20 protein-coding genes are annotated in these 21433 nt (G+C 33.9%); 4 read left to right on the top strand and 16 right to left on the bottom strand.

Going from position 1 to position 21433, the window contains the following annotated elements:
• Positions 1 to 15 precede the first annotated feature (15 nt).
• From NJT12_RS16735 to NJT12_RS16725, 3 genes are all read right to left on the bottom strand, one after another.
• Positions 16 to 459, bottom strand: a complete 444-nt coding sequence (locus NJT12_RS16735) for a hypothetical protein (RefSeq protein WP_271337077.1) — start codon at positions 457 to 459, stop codon at positions 16 to 18.
• A 111-nt stretch (positions 460 to 570) separates the two neighbouring features.
• Positions 571 to 930 (bottom strand): hypothetical protein, encoded by a 360-nt coding sequence (locus NJT12_RS16730; protein ID WP_271337076.1) that lies wholly within the window; start codon positions 928 to 930, stop codon positions 571 to 573.
• 111 nt (positions 931 to 1041) lie between these two features.
• Positions 1042 to 3369: a GH92 family glycosyl hydrolase gene (locus NJT12_RS16725; protein WP_271337075.1), complete on the bottom strand. Its 2328-nt coding sequence runs from the start codon at positions 3367 to 3369 to the stop codon at positions 1042 to 1044.
• Positions 3370 to 3547: 178 nt separating this feature from the next.
• Here NJT12_RS16725 and NJT12_RS16720 point away from each other — a divergent pair, with 178 nt between their 5' ends.
• Positions 3548 to 4171 (top strand): M949_RS01915 family surface polysaccharide biosynthesis protein, encoded by a 624-nt coding sequence (locus tag NJT12_RS16720; protein ID WP_271337074.1) that lies wholly within the window; start codon positions 3548 to 3550, stop codon positions 4169 to 4171.
• A gap of 153 nt (positions 4172 to 4324) precedes the next feature.
• Here the strand turns inward: NJT12_RS16720 and NJT12_RS16715 are convergent, their stop codons facing one another.
• From NJT12_RS16715 to NJT12_RS16660, 12 genes are all read right to left on the bottom strand, one after another.
• Complete coding sequence (locus NJT12_RS16715) at positions 4325 to 4927, bottom strand: GNAT family N-acetyltransferase (RefSeq protein WP_271337073.1); 603 nt, start codon at positions 4925 to 4927, stop codon at positions 4325 to 4327.
• 569 nt (positions 4928 to 5496) lie between these two features.
• Positions 5497 to 6030: a hypothetical protein gene (locus NJT12_RS16710; protein ID WP_271337072.1), complete on the bottom strand. Its 534-nt coding sequence runs from the start codon at positions 6028 to 6030 to the stop codon at positions 5497 to 5499.
• A 28-nt stretch (positions 6031 to 6058) separates the two neighbouring features.
• The gene (locus NJT12_RS16705) at positions 6059 to 6415 is read right to left on the bottom strand and encodes a hypothetical protein (RefSeq protein WP_271337071.1); all 357 of its coding nucleotides are present in this window, start codon (positions 6413 to 6415) and stop codon (positions 6059 to 6061) included.
• 363 nt (positions 6416 to 6778) lie between these two features.
• A complete protein-coding gene (locus NJT12_RS16700; protein ID WP_271337070.1) occupies positions 6779 to 7957 on the bottom strand; it encodes an AIR synthase related protein in 1179 nt (392 codons plus the stop codon).
• Positions 7958 to 8122: 165 nt separating this feature from the next.
• Positions 8123 to 9607, bottom strand: a complete 1485-nt coding sequence (locus tag NJT12_RS16695) for a carboxypeptidase regulatory-like domain-containing protein (protein ID WP_271337069.1) — start codon at positions 9605 to 9607, stop codon at positions 8123 to 8125.
• 61 nt (positions 9608 to 9668) lie between these two features.
• Positions 9669 to 11030 (bottom strand): CsgG/HfaB family protein, encoded by a 1362-nt coding sequence (locus NJT12_RS16690; protein WP_271337068.1) that lies wholly within the window; start codon positions 11028 to 11030, stop codon positions 9669 to 9671.
• Position 11031: 1 nt separating this feature from the next.
• Positions 11032 to 11436 (bottom strand): curli production assembly/transport component CsgF, encoded by a 405-nt coding sequence (locus NJT12_RS16685; protein WP_271337067.1) that lies wholly within the window; start codon positions 11434 to 11436, stop codon positions 11032 to 11034.
• Between the two features lie 15 nt (positions 11437 to 11451).
• On the bottom strand, positions 11452 to 11754 hold the full coding sequence (locus NJT12_RS16680) for a CsgE family curli-type amyloid fiber assembly protein (RefSeq protein WP_271337066.1): 303 nt from the start codon (positions 11752 to 11754) through the stop codon (positions 11452 to 11454).
• Positions 11755 to 11777: 23 nt separating this feature from the next.
• Positions 11778 to 12182 carry a curli-like amyloid fiber formation chaperone CsgH gene (gene csgH / locus NJT12_RS16675; RefSeq protein ID WP_271337065.1) on the bottom strand — a complete coding sequence of 135 codons (405 nt, stop codon included), beginning with the start codon at positions 12180 to 12182 and terminating at the stop codon, positions 11778 to 11780.
• Between the two features lie 8 nt (positions 12183 to 12190).
• A complete protein-coding gene (locus NJT12_RS16670; RefSeq protein WP_271337064.1) occupies positions 12191 to 12712 on the bottom strand; it encodes a hypothetical protein in 522 nt (173 codons plus the stop codon).
• A 70-nt stretch (positions 12713 to 12782) separates the two neighbouring features.
• A complete protein-coding gene (locus NJT12_RS16665) occupies positions 12783 to 13634 on the bottom strand; it encodes a hypothetical protein (RefSeq protein WP_271337063.1) in 852 nt (283 codons plus the stop codon).
• A 396-nt stretch (positions 13635 to 14030) separates the two neighbouring features.
• Entirely contained in the window at positions 14031 to 16220 is a 2190-nt protein-coding gene (locus NJT12_RS16660) for a glutamine synthetase III family protein (protein WP_271337062.1), read from the bottom strand.
• 425 nt (positions 16221 to 16645) lie between these two features.
• Here NJT12_RS16660 and NJT12_RS16655 point away from each other — a divergent pair, with 425 nt between their 5' ends.
• The 3 genes from NJT12_RS16655 to NJT12_RS16645 all read left to right on the top strand — a co-directional run bounded on the left by NJT12_RS16655 (position 16646) and on the right by NJT12_RS16645 (position 21044).
• Entirely contained in the window at positions 16646 to 17662 is a 1017-nt protein-coding gene (locus tag NJT12_RS16655) for a glutamine synthetase beta-grasp domain-containing protein (RefSeq protein WP_271337061.1), read from the top strand.
• Between the two features lie 433 nt (positions 17663 to 18095).
• Complete coding sequence (locus NJT12_RS16650; RefSeq protein ID WP_271337060.1) at positions 18096 to 19064, top strand: TerC family protein; 969 nt, start codon at positions 18096 to 18098, stop codon at positions 19062 to 19064.
• Between the two features lie 174 nt (positions 19065 to 19238).
• Positions 19239 to 21044: a T9SS type A sorting domain-containing protein gene (locus NJT12_RS16645; RefSeq protein WP_271337059.1), complete on the top strand. Its 1806-nt coding sequence runs from the start codon at positions 19239 to 19241 to the stop codon at positions 21042 to 21044.
• Between the two features lie 117 nt (positions 21045 to 21161).
• Here the strand turns inward: NJT12_RS16645 and NJT12_RS16640 are convergent.
• Positions 21162 to 21433 (bottom strand): hypothetical protein (locus tag NJT12_RS16640; protein WP_271337058.1); only part of this gene is annotated, 272 nt, incomplete at its 5' end.

Raw genomic sequence — 21433 nt, 5'->3', positions numbered from 1 at the left:
CTGACAAAATCATGCTTATTTCTTCACCGGAAACTTCCAGTCAAACTCGTCTTTACCGTTGATAATCGCACCGATTTCGAACTTTACCACTTCGTCGAATTCTGTTTGAAGAATAAACCAATTGTCTTCATTGAAATAGTTCTCGAAAGTATCAAAAGTTTCCTGAGTGTATTTTGTAATTTCTTTTGTTGCCAAATCTTTCTTTACATCCGCAATTTTTCTTCCGATTAACTTGAACCCGAAAACTTCAAGATCATTGCTTGAAGCTACTAAATAACCTAATTTCAAGTCTTCTTCCTGATAAAATGTCAATCTGATTTTGTGTGCATTGTATACAAAAATCACATTGTCATCTTCGTCTACATAATTTTTGTCCGGTTTTCCCAAAGCAGCCGTTACATCATTTTGCTTCATTCCGAAAAGCAATTTATCAATTCCTGATTTTAGATTTATTTTCATATTTACTTTTATTTAAAGTGCAAATTTCGGGAAGTTTTTGCAAACTAAACCATATTGTTTACTTTTTATCAATTATTCTAAAACTAAAAAACTTAATTACGAATTATATTGTTATTTTATTCGTCCAACTTTTTTAGCAACTTTTATATAATCTTCAGATTCAACAAAATCTATGTGCTCTGAAATTATTTGTTTTAAAGAACCTCTTTCTTTTTCAGATATCTTTGTTCCAAATTCAGCAGATTTAATCTCTGAAAGTATTTCTTTTTCCAATTCTGATCTTATTTCAACCTCCTTTTCATTCAAAACCAGACTGCCTGGTAATTGCTCCCTCAAAGCCCGACTTGAAAAAATAACTTTTTGTACAAATTGAACTTCATAAAAGGTTGATTGATTCTTTTTTATTTCTAATATAAGAGTCCCACCATCCATACAAACACCTACATTTTCAATTATTATGTTCTTTTTCATATCAAAATTTAACTTGCTAATAATTCTAAATGGCCGAATGAACAGGGTGACACTAAAATGAAATCAGTATAAATCCGTTTAGCCCGATAAATCCGTGGGCAAACTTTAATTTTAATAATTCTTTTTATTCGGTTTGGCACTCATATAAAACGTAATTTTCCCACCATTAATAACATCTGCATGTTTTAAGAAAGGTTTGTCTAATTGTTTTCCGTTCAAAAGTACTTTACTCACAAACACATTTTTATCCGATTGATTTACGGTTTCAACTTCAAAAGTTTTTCCGTTATCTAAATTAAAAACAGCTTTCTTTACCAACGGACTTCCCAATGCATATTCATCAGAACCCGGCGCAACTGGGTAAAATCCTAAACTGCTAAAAATATACCAGGCACTCATTTGCCCAAAATCGTCATTTCCGCCTAAACCGTCAGCACCATTTCGGTACATTTTTTTCAGGATCATTCTGATTTTGTCTTGTGCTTTCCAGGGCGAATTTGTCCAATTGTATAAATAAACTACATGATGCGAAGGCTCATTTCCGTGAACATAGTTCCCAATGATTCCTTCTCTTGTAATATCTTCTGTGTTTTCAAAATATTTATCCGGCAAATGCATACTGAACAAAGAATCTAATCTTACGTTAAACTTATCATTTCCTCCCATCATTTTGATCATTTCGGTAGGATCCTGCGGAACATACAAACTATAATTCCATGAATTTCCTTCGATAAAACCTTGTCCGTGCGTGTCTAATGGATCAAACTCTTTTTTGAAAGTTCCGTCATTTAATTTAGGACGCATAAAACCAGTTTTAGAATCGTAAACGTTCTTATAATTTTTAGATCTTTCGATGAATTCGTTATAAACATCGGTTTTCCCTAACTTTTTTGCTGCCTGAGCAATCGCCCAATCATCATAAGCATATTCTAAGGTTTTAGAAACCGAAGATCCGTTTTTATCTTCCGGAACATACCCCATTTTCATATAATACTCTAACCCGTCATAATAAGGCACTTTAGCCGTATTAACACAAGCCTGAAGTGCTTTTTCTCTGTCAAAATTTCCATTCCCTTTTACAATCGCATCAGCAATTACTGAAACAGAATGATAACCAATCATGCACCAATTCTCATTGGCATAATGCGACCAGATTGGCAGCATTTTGTGCACACTTTGATCTGAATGCGCCAACATCGAACTGATCATATCTGAGTTTCGGGCGGGCTGAACCAAATTAAATAAAGGATGTAAAGCTCTATAAGTATCCCACAAAGAATAACTCGTATAATTTTTAAAGTTCTCCGCCTTATGAACGTTCATATCCAGACCTTTATAGTTTCCGTCTAAATCCATGTATTCTGTTGGACCCAAAAAGGCATGATACATTGATGTATAGAAATTGACTAAATCTTCTTTCTGAATAGTTTCAATCTGAATTTTATTCAATTCGTTATTCCAAACTTCCTGACTTTGTTTTTTTACCTTTTCAAAATCCCAACCCGGAACTTCCTTTTTCATATTCTCCAATGCTCCGGCAGAACTTACAGGAGATAAAGCCATTTTTATTTTGATTTTCTCTCCTTCTTCAGTATTAAAATCAAAAAACAATTTCAGGTTCTGACCTGCCATTTCTGGAAAGTTTTTGGTTTGATCAAACCTTCCCCAAAAACCTTTGTAGACACTTTTTTCAAGAGGCGCTTGTCCGTAGCTTTTAATTGGCTTACTAAAAGACATGGCAAAATAAACTGTTCTGGTTCTCGCCCAACCATTAGTCTGGCGATATCCTGTAATCAGAGTATCGTTCTCAACGCGAACAAATGTCCAGACATTCTTTTTATCGTAATTGTAAATTCCGGAGGTCAAATCGAGAATAATATGCGCTTCATCTGACTTTGGAAACGTATATTGATGCATTCCAACTCGCGTTGTTGCCGTAAGTTCAGCCTTAATTTTATGATCTTCAAGAAAGACGCTGTAATATGCAGGCTCTGCTTTTTCGGTTGTATGTGAAAACGCAGATCGATAACCCGATAATGGTTTTGAAGCTACTCCCGGATTCAATTGCAGTTTTCCGGTTGTGGGCATAATCAAAAAATCTCCTAAATCAGAATGTCCTGTTCCGCTAAAATGGGTGTGACTAAATCCCACAATCGTTTTGTCTTCGTATTGATATCCCGCACAAAATTTATAGACATCGCCATTGTATTTTCCGTTTAAACTGTAAGCAATCGTATCGGTTTCCGGACTTAACTGCACACTCCCAAACGGAACCGTTGCTCCAGGGTAAGTGTGCCCCATTTTTGCCGTGCCAATCATGGGATCAACGTACTGAATCAGATTGCGTTTCCCGATTGTTTTTTTCTGTGCATTTGCACCATAACCAAACATCAAAAATGACAATCCAAAAAGAAAACTTTTGCAATTTATTCTATTCATAAGATATTTTTTAATCATTGTTTTTTGCCTAAAAGCTGTATCAGATATTTACTAAAACGATTTACCAATAATTTCAGGATAGAAAATTACAATAAAATATGCTTTTTAAAAAATATAAATTGTTCCAGACTAAAATGCTTTTAAATATCTTTGAACTATCCAAAAACATCATTTATATATGAAAAATTACATTTTATTTCTAATGCTTTCTTATACTACATTTGGTTTTTCGCAAAAAACAGACAGTTACAGATTGACAAAACAAGAAATCAATCAAAAGGAGCTCAATCAACTTTCTGATTTCCCGATTTATAAAGCATTTGAATTAGATGATAAAAGTGGTGTGTATGAATTGCTTTTGTGTGAAAACAAAAAGAATATTACTCAAAATGACACTTTAAACACTAAAATTCAGGCAATATGTGTCATGGCTGATCATGGGGGTTTTCTTGAAAAATGGAGAATCAACGATCTGCTTGAACCCACTGATCCAAAAGAAACTACGATTTGGTTCTGGACAAAATATTGCAACACAAAAGATCTTGATGGCGATGGCTACATAGATCCTGTAATTGTGTACGGAACAAAAACGGAGTATGGAGGAATAAGACGCGTTAAAATTATTACTGTCTATAAAAACAAAAAATATGTAATACGGGCTGTAGAATGTGACCTGGATTACTGCAGAAATTTCAAAAAAGATAAAGACTGGAATTTATTACCTCAAAAAATAAAAACCCACATTGATAATTTAGTTGTAAAAATGAGAAAAGAACAAGGTCTTATTTTGCAGGATGGATAGCAAAGATTAAATTTCAATTTTTTTAATTCCAAATTCCAAAATGGGAATGGGAATGGAAATGGGAATGGGAATGGCCAAATCATTATTTATTATTTATATCTAAACTGGACTAAAGTCCAGCCCTATAATATGGATCGAAGCTGCGGTTCTTTGTTAGAGTATTTGTTTTAGGTTTTCTTTTACCTCATCGAACCACTCGTTTCTAAGAATACTTAAAACGATCGAATCACGGCGTATTTCTTTATTTATTGTTGGCATATGATTTCTTAGAACGCCTTCGACTTTACAGCCAATACTTTTCATGGCGGCAATACTTCGTTCGTTAGCGTTATCAGCACGAAATTCTACGCGTTCCATTCCAAGTGTTTCGAAAGCAAATTGAAGTAATAAATATTTGCAATGTTTGTTGAGTCCGGTTCCTCTAAAAGCTGAACCATACCAGGTAAATCCTAACTGAAGGGTTTTGAACTCCAGATTCATATCGTAAAATCGCGTTGAACCCGCGTATTTTTGAGTTTTTTTATCGAAGACAATAAACGGAAATTCTCTTTTATCTTCTCGGTTTTTTATTGCCGATTGAATGTATTTGATCAGATTTTCTTTTCCGTCTGCTCCAACTAATGAATATTTCCAGGTTTCGGGTTCATTGATCGAAATTTCTAATAGATTATAGACATCGGATTCTTGTAATGGACGTAATAAAACTTGTTCGTCTTCCAGGATTATATTGTCTGAGAAATTGAAATTTATATTCATTTTTTTATTTTTTGCGACAGATAAAATTGATTTTAAAGATTAAAAAAAACTTTAATGTTAGTGTTTTCTGGTTTACTAATGTTGTCCCTACGGCACAAATGAGGAATTCGTAAAATATGTTTCTACCAATATTTAATCTCTACGAGATAATTATTTTGCTTGGTATATTTCGTTGATCTACATCTCCACAACATCTAATGTCTACGATATATTTTACTTTGATTGTCATATTTCGTTGATTTACATCTCCCAATATCTAATCTCTAAGATATAATTATTTTGTTTGGTATATTTCGTTGATCTAGATTTAGCGACATCTAATTTCTACAATATGTTTACTTTTATTGACATATTCGTGGATTTAATTTAAATTTAATTACCTGATATTTTCTTTAACAAAATACTTACTCCGATAGGAGTTATATATTGGTAGAAAACAAAAGGAGGATCCGTAAAATTGTCCCGTAGGGACTACACTTACTAATCTATAAAATATTTATGTTATGTATTATAACTATTTCACTAATATCAAAAAAAATACTCAAAGATTCGTAAAGTTATACATCAAATTAATGAAATCGTTTATTATCCTTAATGCCTTTAATTTGCCAAAGGATTCCCAGAAATAATCCCACTGCGTTTCCTAAATAACTAAAACTATGCATCTCAGAAACTGCAATAAAACTTTTTACATTATGAATTTGAAGTGGAAAACAGCAAGTCGAATATAATCTTGAAAAACCAAGAAACCCATAACATAATCCTATCAAACCAAATGTAATTGATGTCCCTAAGATAACTAAAGTTGCCTGTTTTATGCTTTTTATCATTTGCCTGATATTTGAATAAAATAAGCTTATAATGGTAAATACAAGACCTGAGATTAATCCCATCCACCAAGTTGACCAGGCACCAATTATTGAAGCTGTTAATCGCGGAGTGTCCTGACCATATTGAACAAAGCCAAATCTTTCAAACAATACTTCTGTAAAAAACTCATTAGAAACAGAATATGTAAATTGATTGTGAATTGCACCATAAAACATTGCAATGATAATACTCAGGAAAATAGAAGTTATAAATACGAGTGTTTTTTTTATCAATTTACAAATAGTATAATATCAAGATTACTTATTCACTCATTTCATCATAACGCTCGGGAACTTGCGGATCATATAACGGACATTTGAATTCTTCCATCACCTCTACCAATTTATTCATGGTTTTGCCTTCGGTTCCGTAACAGTCGATTTTGACACTTTGAGGTGTTGTGATTACCTGAAAAGCGCCTTTTCCTGAAGTATTTTGCCAGCTGTTTTCATCGACTTTTTCCCATTTAGAGAATACCGAAGCGATTCTGTTCATGATCACCTCAACCGGAAGCGTTTCAAGACCTTCAACGTGTTCTTTTTCTACAAGAGCTTCATAAACTTCCTGATGGTTTAGGTAAACCTCTTCTAAATATCTCCAAAAAAGTAATTCGTACATAGCCTGGTGTTTTTTAGCCCCGATAGTAGTGAAAATCCTTTTGTGCCGGGGTTCGGCACGAAAGATTGTAACGGATAGCGGGATTAGCTCCTAAAAAAGCTAATGGTTATTATTTTTATAACGTAATCATTCTTAATCTTAACTAAATTGAAGACTGAAAATGGATTTCGAGGGCTTCGACTTCGCTCAGCCTGACATTCGGCATTTGAATTCGCATAGTTTTCTATCAACTTTGAGGGAGACGCACTGCTGTGCGCCTCTACACCTTAGATGATGATTAAATTCTAATTTTTGTTTTAATAGAGATCAGAATCTTTATAACTTAGAATCTTAGCAACTCAGAACCTTAGAACCTTTAAAATATTAATATACGAATGTTCCGTATTCGCTGGTAATAGTAAGTTTTTTAGCATCTGCTGCTTCTACTCTACCTACGATTTGTGCATCGACATTGAACGATTTTGAAATCGCAATAATGTCTTGTGCAATGTTTTCAGGAACATAGATTTCCATACGGTGACCGCAATTGAAAACCTGATACATTTCTTTCCAATCTGTTTTTGATTGTTCCTGGATTAATTTGAACAATGGCGGAACCGGAAATAAATTGTCTTTTATAATATGTAAATTTTGTACGAAATGCAAAATTTTAGTTTGTGCTCCTCCACTGCAATGCACCATTCCGTGAATTTCGTTTGGCGTATAAGTGTCTAAAATTTTCTTGATAATTGGCGCGTAGGTTCTTGTTGGAGAAAGTACCAACTGACCTGCGTTTATTGGGCTATTTTCTACCTCATCAGTTAAGTTTACCTGACCTGAATATATTAATTCTTCCGGAACAAGGGCATCGAAACTTTCAGGGTATTTTTTTGCTAAATATTTTCCAAAAACGTCGTGACGGGCAGATGTTAATCCGTTACTTCCCATTCCGCCATTATAGCCTTTTTCGTAAGTTGCCTGACCAAAAGATGTCAAACCAACAATTACATCGCCAGCTTTGATATTTGCATTGTCTACAACATCGCTGCGTTTCATACGGGCCGTTACGGTAGAATCTACGATAATAGTACGAACAACATCCCCAACATCAGCAGTTTCTCCGCCAGTTGAATGAATGGTTACTCCAAAAGATTTTAATTCGTTGATTAATTCTTCTGTTCCGTTGATGATTGCCGAGATAACTTCGGCAGGAATTAAGTTTTTGTTTCTTCCTATTGTTGATGAAAGTAAGATATTATCTGTTGCGCCAACACATAATAAATCGTCGATGTTCATGATTAAAGCATCCTGAGCAATTCCTTTCCAAACCGAAATATCGCCTGTTTCTTTCCAGTACATATACGCCAGAGACGATTTTGTACCCGCTCCGTCAGCGTGCATGATTAAGCAATATTCCTCGTCCTGGGTAAGGTAATCCGGAACGATTTTGCAAAATGCTTGAGGAAATAAACCTTTATCGATATTTTTTATGGCGTTGTGTACGTCTTCTTTTGATGCCGAAACACCTCTTTGTGCGTACCTTTTGCTAGAATCTGAACTCATGAAACTTAGTTTGTGTTGATGTGGTGCAAAGATAATCCCTTTTTTTAATTCTTTGGACTATACTATTTAAAATTGAATATTTTGATTCATAAAAAAATTCGGCAGGTTAGATAACGCTGCCGAATTTCTTAAGTAAAACCGGTTTAAAATTTTGGTTACTATAAATTATTCCCAATCTGGCATTGCCGCTCCAGAGAACAAGACTGTTCTGGAATTGACAACTCCTATCGTCGTTTTTACGATGCTTTTTGTCGAAAGACCATCATTTGATGTATTAGTAAAAATTAATTCTGATTCGTTTGGAGAATAGCGAACATCCAGATCATTTGTTCCTAAAGTTTTTTCTGTCAGGATTTGAGTTAAAACTCCGGATCCAAAACTATATTCGAAAATTTTAGAATCCAGCTGACGATAGTTTAAGTTTTCGAAGCCTGCTACATCTCTGGTATAAACTAACTTTTGTCCGGTAACTGAAAAATTTAATCCGCCAACCGCTCCTGTTTGTCCTGACAAAATTGTAGCTGTTACAACTCCTGATGGATTTATGATATAAATTTCAGCATTATAACCATTGGCATCATTTACTTTTAAAGCAATTTTTGATCCATCGGCACTCCAATCACATTCGGATATAAATTTACCATTAGGTGTTTGGAATACTTTAGTCAAACCACTTCCGTCATTATTAATTTTGTACAATTTGTCGAAGTTAGGATAGATAATTTCACTTCCTGAAGCATTCCAGGAATAGCCTATATAATCTGAATTAAAACCCGCAACAGGAACAGAATTTGTTATTTTCTTAACTTCGGTTCCGTCAAAATTCATTGTATAGATATCATTTTGAGAACCATTTGTTCCTATAAAGGCAATTTTCTTTGCCTGATTGTTTCTTCGTGGGCGCCAATAGTTTTTAGCAGCACTTGTTAATTGATATTGTTTACCGGCATCATCAGCAGTAAAAATGACATTGTTATCGTTTATATTTTTGACAAACAAATATCTGGTTGCCGGAAAAGCAAGGGTAGTAAACGAACTTACAACGCTTAAAACAGGAGTATTTACTCCATCAGTAACTTCAATCTGCCAATAGTATTTTGTACCATAAATTAAATCTGTCAGGGTTAATTTTGGTCCTTTTATGGCATCATAAACTTTTATATCGCTGTTACTATCATTTCTAAGAGTAACTTTAAAAGTTAATTCATCTTTATCCGGATCTGTAGCTGTCCATGTTAGATCTAATGATACTGCCTGGGCTGTACTATTATCAATTGGACTTACCAATACGGGAACTGTTGGTGGTTTGTTGTTAGCTGTAGCTTTTTTAAGTTCAAAAACAATTTCTGAAGTATTGTTTGCTGTAACGGTTGTGGCTTCAAATTTTGCCACAAAACCATCTTTTTGAGCCTGAAAGGAGTATTCTCCCACTTTTACGTTGGAAACCGTAAATTTCCCTTCAGCATCTGTAAAAACTGTACTTGTAGTTGGGCTCGAGAGTATTTTTACATTTTCCATAGGTTCAAAGGTATCTGCATTAACGACTCTTCCGCTAACGGTACCATATCCCAGTTCTCCTATTTTCTCTTCGCTACATGAAACCAAAAACAATAAAAAAAGTACGCTTGCTATTTTGTATAAATACTTCATTATTAATTTGTTTTTAAATTTAAAATCTTTAGTTATATCTTAAAATTTAGTCTTGAGACTTTTATTTTTTCTTTTTTGCGAAATAATAAGTAAGTCCTATCCCAAATTTATAATAGTAATCATCTCGTGTTCCTGCCTTTATATAATCGACGTTATCACTAAAATTAATATTTTGCTCTGCAAATAACTTTACTCCTATTTTATCTGAGGCCAGATATTCAAGACCTAAACCGTATTGAATTTTACTATATCCATTTTCAAATTTTCTATTTGTGGCATATCCTCCTCCGCCATACAAATAAGGTGTAAAACGATCTTTAGGGAGTAAAAGCCATTCGAGATTAAGATCATAGGTGATATAACCAACGTCGAGTAAATTTTTATTGGCGAGATTGACCACATTTGTAGATGCACTGATATTAAAACCGGGCGTTATAAAGAATTTTAAAGCTCCCCGCCCAAAAGGTCTTAAAAGCGGATCCTGATAATCTCCGTCCATCAATGTTGCCCCACCTGAAATTTCGATAGCAAATTTACTTCTTCTGTTTTCTAATTCTCGTCCGTAAAGTGATGTAACATCGGCAGTTTTAGTTTCTTCAGCATAAGCTTTCAGCAAATTATCAACTTCCCATTTTGGTGCATCTGCCTGCCAGATATTATCTTTTATTCCTTCTAAAACAAGAGATTCAACAGCTTTTTCGATTGCTTCTGTTACTGCCATATGCACAGGTTCGTTTGTAGTATATCCTGTTTCAACTTCTAGCAATCTTTTAAAATTTACATATCTGAATAAACTTTCATCAATTGCCTGAGACAAAATGGTTTTGGAGATATAGACTGATTTTAAAATTTTTCCGTTCGATGTTGAGATCATTCTTAAATAAACCGTAACACGATCCTGACGGTATTTTACAGAAGCCCCGGCTCCAAAATATCTGGCCCCAAAACCTCCGGTGATAATATTAGAATCATACGAAACGATTCCACCCTCTAATAAAACTCCGGCATATAATAAAGGTGTTAACTGGGGTTCGTTAGGATTGGCGTTTTTTACATATTCCTGACGTGTTGCCCGAATCAGATTTCGTTCCTGTAATAGATTACCAATATTTTCGCGCTCAATAGGCACAAACCATTTCGAATCTTCAAGCGCTTTTATTAATATTGATGTTGCGCCCTGAGTTACGGCAGTACTAAAACTGCTTCCGTTTTCCTGAGGTTTATATTGTCCTGTCTGGTCTCTGAATTTATAGACACCAACGACAACGGGTTCTTTTGGTTTTGGCAAATCTTTTAGCAATGAAGTAGCAGGAGTTCCTTCTCCTAAAATTGCTTTTTCGACTCCGGTTGGCTGATTAAAATAGGCACCGCAACCCGAAAAAAGAAATCCGAATAGAATAAGTAAGTAGTGATGTAATCTCATATTATTTATTTGGGATGATGACTTGGGTTTGTTCTCCTGTATTGGTATCTAAAATATTTAGTGTGAGTCCGTCTGCAGATGGGTAAACATCTACAGAATAGCTTCCAAAAGTATAGGAACCTTCCTTAATACCATCAGTACCAAATTGTTGTTTGTAGAGAGAACTGGAAATCTGACTTAATAACTGGGCATTTAAATTTGCTTTAAATCGTTCTAAATCAGTTTGTGGTGTGGTTACGGCAGTTTTATCTTTCTGCTTATTTTGAGCTTCTGCGCTGCTCAAGAGCCATTGATAATTGAATGTATCGCCTCCAAAAGCCGGATTTACCGGTTTATAAACTAAAGCCTGCGCGTTTATAAACGGAGAAAGTAGTAGCGATACTACGAGGGTTATAATAAATTTCATGACGCTAATAATAAATTAATACTGAGTGAAATATTTTCGCTGTTTTTCTTTTTCTTTAAAATAAGTAAAGGTGGCATTTACAGATTCCTCTGCAACGGCGTCTAAAAATTCGTCATCCGGTCTGGCTAAAAACTCATAAATAACCTCATTATCGATGGTTATTGTTATGGCTGTATTTCTTGCAAAACTATATTCTTCACCTATTGTTACTATCTTTTCAGCATTTATTCCAATATCATTGTACCTGTAATAATACCGATCATAAAAATCTTTACCAATTTTTGTTTTGGTGTCATCCGTAACAATTCCTCTTAACACAAATCCGTCAACAGGAAGAACTATTACATCGGCTTTTTTTTTTCCTCACCCAGAACTACACGATCTTTTGCTATTATTTGCTTGTCTTCATCATAAAACAATAATAAAACGATTACCTCATCATCTTCTGAAAGATTGATTTGTGAGGTTGATAGCTTTTGTCGTTCATTGGGCTGTAAGGTAAAAACACCAACTTGGTCATTATTAGACTGATTATTACTTTTACTATTGTTTTTTATAACAGACATTTTATAGGCAGCACTTCTGATTACATCTGTAAGATTTTCAGCAGTACCTGTAATTTTTACATTGCCTTCGATTTTCTCTATTTCCAGTTTTGCTTTTATTTTGTCCTGGGGAACCTGACCATATAGTATGGCAGTAAAAAACAGAAATAAGAAAATAATATGTCGGTATAGAAAACGCATGTTTAAATTTATTTATTGATAAGAATTATCGAAGCTCCATTTCCTGTCTGGGTAATTTTCATATTCTTAGACATTGAATTGGTTCCGATATTTTGAATGTTTTGATTGTCTCCTTTTTGGATCATTTCCATATTTACATTATAATTGGTATACAATGTAAAATCTGAAATTTTGTTATTATCTCCTCTTTGCACTACATTTTGCGTGATTGTTTTAGCATTTTTATCTAAAAGTAATTGATTACTATCTCCAATTTGATTGACAGCAACTTTGGTTTCTTTTGATTTTAAAAATGCTGTCACTGTATTTAAATCTCCTATTTGCTGTATGTTAATACCGGATTGGATTTTTTGATTTAAATCATTTTGAGCTTTTTTATCCATTGAGGAAACGACACTAAATGCGACTTGTTTTGAATTAAAAACAGCCGAACTATAGTTTTTAAAATCTGAATCATCCTCTTTTTCCTGCGCATTGAGCACTGGCAAAAAAAGTAACAGAATTATACTATTTAAAATGAAAGCCTTCATCTTTATTTATTTAAAATTAAAAAATGAGATAGTTACGTTCTGCAACTATCTCATTTGTTTTTTTACAGTATTAGTTACTTTGAGTAACAGTTATTGTATTTGTATTTCCTTTTGAAAATGCAATACTGCTGTGAGAAGCTCCTGTTTGTAAAATAGTTGCAATATTTTTATTACCTATTTGTAATACATCTTCAGTTAACTTAGTACCGTTTTGAGTTGATGTTGCATTATTTTCATCTCCATATTGATAATGGTTCGAAGTGTTTTTATCAGCTGCAGTTGTACCGCTTGGAGAAGTTTGAGTTTGTAAAGAAACATTTTTAACCCCTCCCTGACTTGCATAAGCTACATTGTTATCTCCGTTTTGAATTTGAGTTGCTGAGTTCTCGCTATGAGGTCCAAACGGAACAAGCACTCCTGCAACATGCCCTAACTGAGTAGCATTGAAAGGAAGCCCTGTTGGTTTCTCATTTCCTGTTGTACCCTGGTCAACGGTAGCAGTGTTATTATTTCCTGTTTGAGTTTGAGTTGCAGTATCATGCCCTCCAAGTGCAGAAGGATGAGAAGCTTCAGCTATTTGATCTTGCCAAACTGTAGCTTTGTTCCAATCTCCTGTTTGAGTTTGATACGCTTTGTTATCATGATTACTCTGAGAAATAAATGCACCATTGTGATCTCCTTTTTGTTTTACATCAGCTAAATTGCTTACAGCTGTATAAAGCCCTGGCTGAATTCCCTGATAAACTTCTGATTTGTTATTATCTCCTAATTGATCAACAGTAGAACCATTTGTTGTTCCGTGTTGATTTACAATACCAGTGTCAGTGTTACCCACTTGATTTACTGATGATGTGTTTCCCTGTGCAAAAGCCGCTGCCCCTACAAATAGCATCGCTGAGACGCTTAAAATTACTTTTTTCATAATAGATATATTTAATTGGTTATTAATACAACTTATTATGTAGGTCAGTGTGATTTGGGGAAATCATCGCATCAAAAATTTTCATTCGAAAATAAAATTACAACCCTTTATTTTCTTTCTTCATGACCAAAATTAGAAAACTTATCCAAAATCAAATCAAGTATAAATACCTATTTTACAATATCATAACCACTTTTCGATGAACTGTAAAACTATCTCGACGAACTACTAACATCTGCAAAAACATAAGTAGGAAATTACTTTATTATTGCAATTTATTTACAATTACCCCATTAGATCTGTTAAAAAACATATTGATCGTGCTTTATTTTAACATTAAAGCAAAAAAAAGCCCACCTTAATTCGATGGGCTTGGTAGAACTGTTAAATTATTATTTATTTTGTAAACAATAGCTCTCTGTACTTAGTTAATGTCCAACTTTCGTCGTCAACTAATAGCTCTAATTTGTCACAATGGTTGCGAATATCTTCAAAATAAGGCTTCACTTTATTGCAATAAGCCTCTGCCATTTTTTGTGCATCGGTTAAATGGTTTGCCGTTCTTCTCTCATCTGTCATGGCCAATACTTTAGAATTGATTCCTTCAATATGACCAGAAATTTCTTTTATTAAAACAATTTGCTCTTTTGCAATCGTTTCAAACTCTTTACCAAAAATCTCTTTTAATCCTTTTACGTTTTCGATTAATGTATTTTGGTAACGAATTGCTGTTGGGATAACATGGTTTCTTGCGATATCTCCCAAAACTCTTCCTTCGATCTGAATTTTCTTAGTATACTCTTCTAATTCTATTTCGTAACGCGCTTCGGCTTCAACATGGTTTAGAATTCCTAATTCAGAGAACAAATCCAATGCCTGTTTAGAAACTTTGGCTTTTATAGCTTCCGGAGTCGTTTTAAAATTACTTAAACCTCTTTTTGCTGCTTCTTTCTCCCAAGCTTCGCTATATCCGTCACCTTCAAAAAGTATTTTTTTAGATTGTTTGATATACTCTCTTAATACATTAAAGATAGCATCATCTTTTTTCATGTCTTTCGAGTCGATTAAAGAATCTACTTCCATTTTAAAGTCTTTTAATTGTTTTGCTACAATTGCATTAAGAGTTGTCATCGCGTTTGAACAGTTGGCGTTTGAACCCACAGCTCTAAACTCCCATTTATTTCCTGTAAAGGCAAAAGGCGATGTTCTGTTTCTGTCTGTATTGTCTAATAATACGTCCGGAATTTTCCCAACAACATTCAGTTTTAAATCTGTTTTTTCTTCTGGAGATAATTTTCCAGTTGTAACGCTTTCTAACTCAGATAAAACTTTGGTTAGTTGTGCTCCAATAAAAACAGAAATAATTGCCGGCGGTGCCTCATTTGCTCCTAACCTGTGATCATTACTTGCTGTTGCAATAGAAGCTCTTAATAAAGTTTCGTAATCATTAACTGCTTTTATGGTATTAATAAAGAAAGTAAGAAATTGCAAATTACTCATTGGCGTTTTACTCGGACTCAATAAATTAACTCCTGTATCTGTTGCCAACGACCAGTTATTGTGTTTTCCTGAACCGTTTACTCCTTTAAAAGGTTTCTCATGAAATAATACTTTAAAATCATGACGTTCTGCCACTTTCTGCATCACATCCATCAATAAAGAGTTGTGATCTACGGCAAGATTCGTTTCTTCAAAAATTGGTGCCAGCTCAAATTGATTGGGTGCCACCTCATTATGACGCGTTTTTACCGGAATTCCTAACAACATACATTCCTGTTCGAGATCTCTCATATACGTTAAGGCACGAGTTGGGATTGATCCAAAATAATGGTCGTCTAATTGTTGTCCTTTTGCAGAGGTATGTCCTAATAAAGTCCTTCCGGTCATCATCAGGTCAGGACGAGAATTTGCCAGTGCTTTATCAATCAGGAAATATTCTTGTTCCCAACCTAAAGTTGCCGTTACTTTTTTTACATTTTTATCGAAATACTTACATACTTCTGTAGCAGCTTCATCTATTGCAGAAAGCGCTCTTAATAACGGAATCTTATTGTCTAAAGCCTCACCCGTGTAAGCAATAAAAACGGTTGGAATACATAAAGTTGTTCCGTAAATAAATGCAGGAGAAGTTGGGTCCCATGCTGTATAACCCCTGGCCTCGAATGTATTTCTGATTCCGCCATTCGGGAAACTTGAAGCATCCGGTTCTTGTTGTACGAGTTGTGCTCCGCCAAATTTTTCTACAGGATCACTCCCGTCATATGAAACTTCGAAAAAAGCATCGTGTTTTTCTGCGGTTGTTCCTGTAAGAGGCTGAAACCAGTGTGTATAATGTGTAACACCCTTAGATAATGCCCATTCTTTCATTCCCATGGCAATATAATCTGCCAGTTTTCTGTCTATTTTAGTTCCATGCTGAATTGCATCTCTAACTCCTTTTAAAGCATCAGAAGTCAAAAACTGCTTCATCGCTTTTTCATTAAATACATTTGAACCAAAAATGTTAGATTTTCTGTCTATTTCTTCAAAATGTACTGGCTTTCTTGTAGAAGCTTCTTGTAAAGCTTGGAAACGTAATGTTGACATGTATTTAAGTTTAAAATTTATAATAGTTTTTAGTAAAAAAGAAGAACAAATATAAACAAATAAAAACCCTGTTTAAAAGATAAATTTCAGAATTTTCTTCGATGATTTTTCAACGTTAGAAGCTTTTCACAAAGAATAATGAATTTGATTTTAAGAAATATAACAAAATAGCTTAGTATTCTTCATTAAATAAACATTTTTTCATAATTCCTTAACCCTAAATCCCGGCAAAGAAGAGTAATTTTTACGAATTTATTTTTTAAAGGTGTTAAAAATTGCTTTTTTAAAAATATACCCCTCTCAAAATTGCGCTTATCTAAAAAATAATAGTCCACTAAACAAAACAGCCCCCTAATTTTTACGGCTAAAAAAATAAATCTATATTTGACCCAACGAAAAAAACAAAAAAATTAATTTATATTATTATGGCTAAAATTAAGTTAGAGTACATTTGGTTAGATGGATATGAACCAACTCAAAATCTTAGAAGTAAAACTAAAGTTGAAGAGCATGAAAATTTCAAAGGAACATTAGAAGAACTTGGAAATTGGTCATTTGATGGTTCATCTACAAAACAAGCTGAAGGAGGATCTTCAGACTGTCTATTAGTTCCTGTTGCTATTTATCCTGATCCAACTCGCATAAACGGATACTTGGTAATGTCAGAAGTTATGTTTGCTGACGGAAGACCACACCCTTCTAACGGTAGAGCTACAATTGATGATGATAATGATGATTTTTGGTTTGGTTTCGAACAAGAGTATTTCATCATGGATACTAAAACTTTATTGCCATTAGGTTTCCCTGTTGGAGGATATCCCGCTCCACAAGGTATGTACTACTGCTCTGTAGGTGGAAAAAACACTCACGGAAGAAAATTAGTAGAAGAACATGCTGACCTATGTATTGCTGCTGGTCTTAACTTTGAAGGAATTAACCAAGAGGTTGCCTGCGGACAATGGGAATTTCAATTATTCGCTAAAGGTGCTAAAAAAGCCGGAGACGAAATTTGGGTTGCCCGTTACTTATTAGATCGTTTGACTGAAAAATATGGTTACTATATCGAATACCACCCAAAACCACTTGGAGATACTGACTGGAATGGTTCTGGAATGCACGCTAACTTCTCTAATGAGATATTAAGAACATGTGGTTCTAAAGAAACTTACGAAAAAATATGTGAAGCTTTCCGTCCTGTTGTTAAAGAACACATTGAAGTTTACGGAGCTTACAACGACCAACGTTTAACTGGTAAACATGAAACTGCTTCTATTCACGATTTCTCTTATGGAGTATCTGATAGAGGAGCTTCAATCAGAATTCCTTTATACACAGTTCAAAAAGGATGGAAAGGATACCTTGAAGACAGAAGACCAGCTTCAAACGGTGATCCATACAAAATTGCTGCAAGAATTATCAAAACTGTAAAATCAGCGCTATAATTTAAAGCTTATATTATATCTTAAAAGTGTCCTCTTAATTGATGGCACTTTTTTTTGTTTAATCATGTATCAGGTTCAAACCCGACAGGTTTTAAAAACCTGTCGGGTTACAAAACATACCTTAGAAAGCCAATTGTCAGTTCGGGCGGGATCCAGAATTTTCATTGTTTTCAATAAAGTCGATCGTAGCGAGCATTTCGACTTCGCTCAATGGGACAGAACGTTCTCAGAAGCAAAAAAACAATCAAATCCCGATTGTCAGTTAGAGCGGAGTCGAGAACCTTTATAGTGCCTGAACAAAATCAGTCATCGCAAGCATTTCGACTTCGCTCAATGTAACAAACTATATCAATTAAAAAGTCAACTTTTCGATAATTAATTTTTAACGTTAAACTTCAAAAACTATCTTTGTAAATCATTTAAAATAAGCATTATGATAGTCTGGACTTTGTTTTTATTGGGTGTTGTTTTGATTCTTGCTTTAGACTTGGGTGTTTTTAATAAAAACCCACATATTATCAGTACTAAAGAAGCAAGTAAGTGGACTCTTATTTGGGTAACATTATCCTTCCTGTTTTCCGGAGTCATTTATTGGCTTTATACTACAGATTATATTGAGAATCCGGATAATCTAAAACCAGCCGTAGCTTCGATGAAGTTCATTACAGGTTATTTGATTGAACTGTCCTTAAGTGTCGATAATATTTTTGTAATTGCGATTATTTTTGCGTCTTTCAAAATACCTCAAAAATACCAGCACCGTGTTTTATTCTGGGGAATTTTAGGCGCAGTTGTCTTTCGTGGATTAATGATTTTCTTTGGTGTAATGCTGATCCATAAATTTGCCTGGACGACTTATTTGTTTGGTGCATTTTTGATTTTTACTGCCTTAAAAATGTTATTCTCCGGCGATGATGATGACTTTCAGCCCAAAGATTCTTTTGTATACAAAACACTTGGAAAAATTATTCCGATCACTGCTGAAATGGATGGTGAAAAGTTTTTTATTAGTACAAAAACTGCGAGAAGAACCGCAACACCTTTATTTGTTGCCTTGATTGTTATCGAGGTTATGGACGTTCTTTTTGCCGTAGATAGTGTTCCTGCAATTTTAGCAATTACATCTGATCCTTTTTTGGTATTCAGTTCTAATATCTTTGCAATTCTGGGGTTACGTTCTATGTACTTTTTCTTAGCCAATATGCTGGCAAGATTCAGTTTCTTAGAATACAGTCTAGTTGCTATTTTAGCTTTTGTGGGATTAAAAATGATTCTCCACGATTTTATCCAGGTACCGGAATGGGTTTCATTAGGTTTTATTGCTCTTTCGCTTCTAGTGGGGATTTTGGTTTCTTTGAAATATGGAAAGAATAATGAGGAAACTCAGAAATTAGACGAGTAAGTTTATTAGAAAGATATATTCATAAAAAAAAGGAAATCATTACGATTTCCTTTTTTTTTATAAGCAAATTAAATAAAAATAAATATAATCTTATTATTTAACACTAAAAATTAAGATTATACCTTTATAATAAATATATTTAACTCATTATAAATCTTTTAAAAGCCTTTTATCATGAGAAAAAATTACATTTATCTCGTTCTATTACTTGCATTCAATACAGGAATATTCGCGCAAAAAGTTATCCTAACACCCACAGCAGTAAATGGAGCAAGTGTAAGCAGTAGCGGACCAATTAATTTAGGAGGCACACCTTATTCGACCGTTTCATTAGGCATACGAGTTGAGATGCCGTCAATTCCTGGTAATACCGGAACCATTAGCATCTATTCTTTAAATGGACTAAATGCCAATGTCGTTGCTGGAGGTAATGGCGGATCTCTAATTTTTAACGAAGGCAATGTAGCTTCGAGAAGTTTTGTAGTAAACTTAAACTGGGGTGACTTTCCTACTTCAGGAGGCTTTATTTATGCAGAATACAAAACAAGTGGTAGTGTTACTTATAAAAGTGGTTATATTGCTGTTATAAAAAATGCGACAATAGGTGGAGGAGTTGTAAACCCGCCTGCAGATGCTCTTAACCCTTCAAAAATACCGAATAGTTTATGTTGTAATCAAACCATAAGACAGGGAGACAGACCCGCACCTATTACAGGTTCTCAATATTTAGATCCTTATGAAAACTACATATATGGTATAAATAGTCGATGGAACGCTGCCAATGCTAGTGTTTTAAATTTAGATAATAATACTAAAACTTTATACTTAGATTACACAACAGAACTCAAAAATATAACAGTAACAAGAGAATTAGGATATAAAGGGAATAATGAATACCCAAACAAAAGTAATACTATAACTATTACTGTAGTTCCTAATCCAATCCTTAAAACTAACATTTTTACTAATGAACCTTTAAACTCAGATGGATTCATTGAATTGTCAAGTGTAAAGAAATTGAGTATTGATGGAACTAGCTCATCAGTAAGTTTAAATATTTTACAGGATCCATATCATATTGCTGGAAGAACTGATAATATTGTGAATGTAGACGCGTATAAATGGGAGTATACCAAAACAAATATAGCACTTGGAGGACACAGAACATGGATTACCATACCAAACGAAAATTCTGGTAGTTTAGATTTTAGAATTCCTTTAGAAGATTCTAGTTTAGAAGATAATTATTACTTAATAAGAAGAATTGCAGTTTACAAAAATATAACAAGAGTAAGTGAGCCCCTAAAAGTTTTAATGAGAGGGGTGCGTTATGAGAATACTATATGTTGCGACCAGACTTTAAAAATATCCTCTCTTACTGAATACGAAAGTCCTGCTACAATAACTGGCTCAATTCCCATAGTAGATAATATAAATATTGTTGGAACTGATTTTCTGATCACATCTATTTCATATCAATGGCAAAGCCAAACAACTGAAAATCGAAAATCTATTTGGTCGAATATCCCTAGTGCAACATCAAAAGATTATCTTCCTCCATCATCTTCACTAAAAGTAATCAGCAATGGAGGACGTAGAGGTGTTTCTGCCTTTAAATTTGAATCTTCTTTTAATTTTAGAAGAATAGCAATAATTCAATATAGAGTATTTAATACAAAATGGATTTATGGAACTCTTTCAAGCTACAGCAATGAAACATCTTTAACAGGAAGCGCTAATGAGCCTTACACAAAAATATACCCAAATCCTACATCATCAACTTTAAATATTCAAAGTATGCAAGATATTTCAAATGCAAAAATAAGAATTACAAATATTATGGGAATTACATCTAACTATAATTTCTCAATAATAAATTCAAATTTAATTAGCATAGATGTTTCACAATTAATAACTGGTACATATTTCATCAGTATTGATACTAGAGACAATTTTAATAGTACATTTATAAAACACTAAACAAACTATGCACTGAAATTGCAGAGGTTTGTTTGAGGAGAGACTAAAAGTCTATCTATTTTAAAACCTCAATAGCAATTTTAAAAACTAGTCTAAGTTAATTGAAAAGTTAATGTTTTATTTTTTACGCATTACTAAAGTACTGCAAGAGTTCGCCGTGATCTGAGACCAGTAAAACTTTAACAAAAGAGGTTGTCTGAAAAGACGACCTCTTTCTTTTATTATACTAGTAGATTTACAGAGTGTTTCTTGAAAAATGTAAATTTGGGCTAAAATGGGGTCTTCTATAAACTTTTCTAAAGCTTCTACGAGATCAAAAATGAGGTTAAAATTGCCCAAACGGATTTTAGCGATCCATTTAGAAAAGTTGTGAGCAATAGCAATCAGGC

The sequence above is a fragment of the Flavobacterium azizsancarii genome, from assembly GCF_027980145.1.
GTDB classification, from domain to species: domain Bacteria; phylum Bacteroidota; class Bacteroidia; order Flavobacteriales; family Flavobacteriaceae; genus Flavobacterium; species Flavobacterium azizsancarii.
Note: the sequence above shows the minus strand (reverse complement) of the source record. Positions and strands in the feature narration are given on the sequence as shown.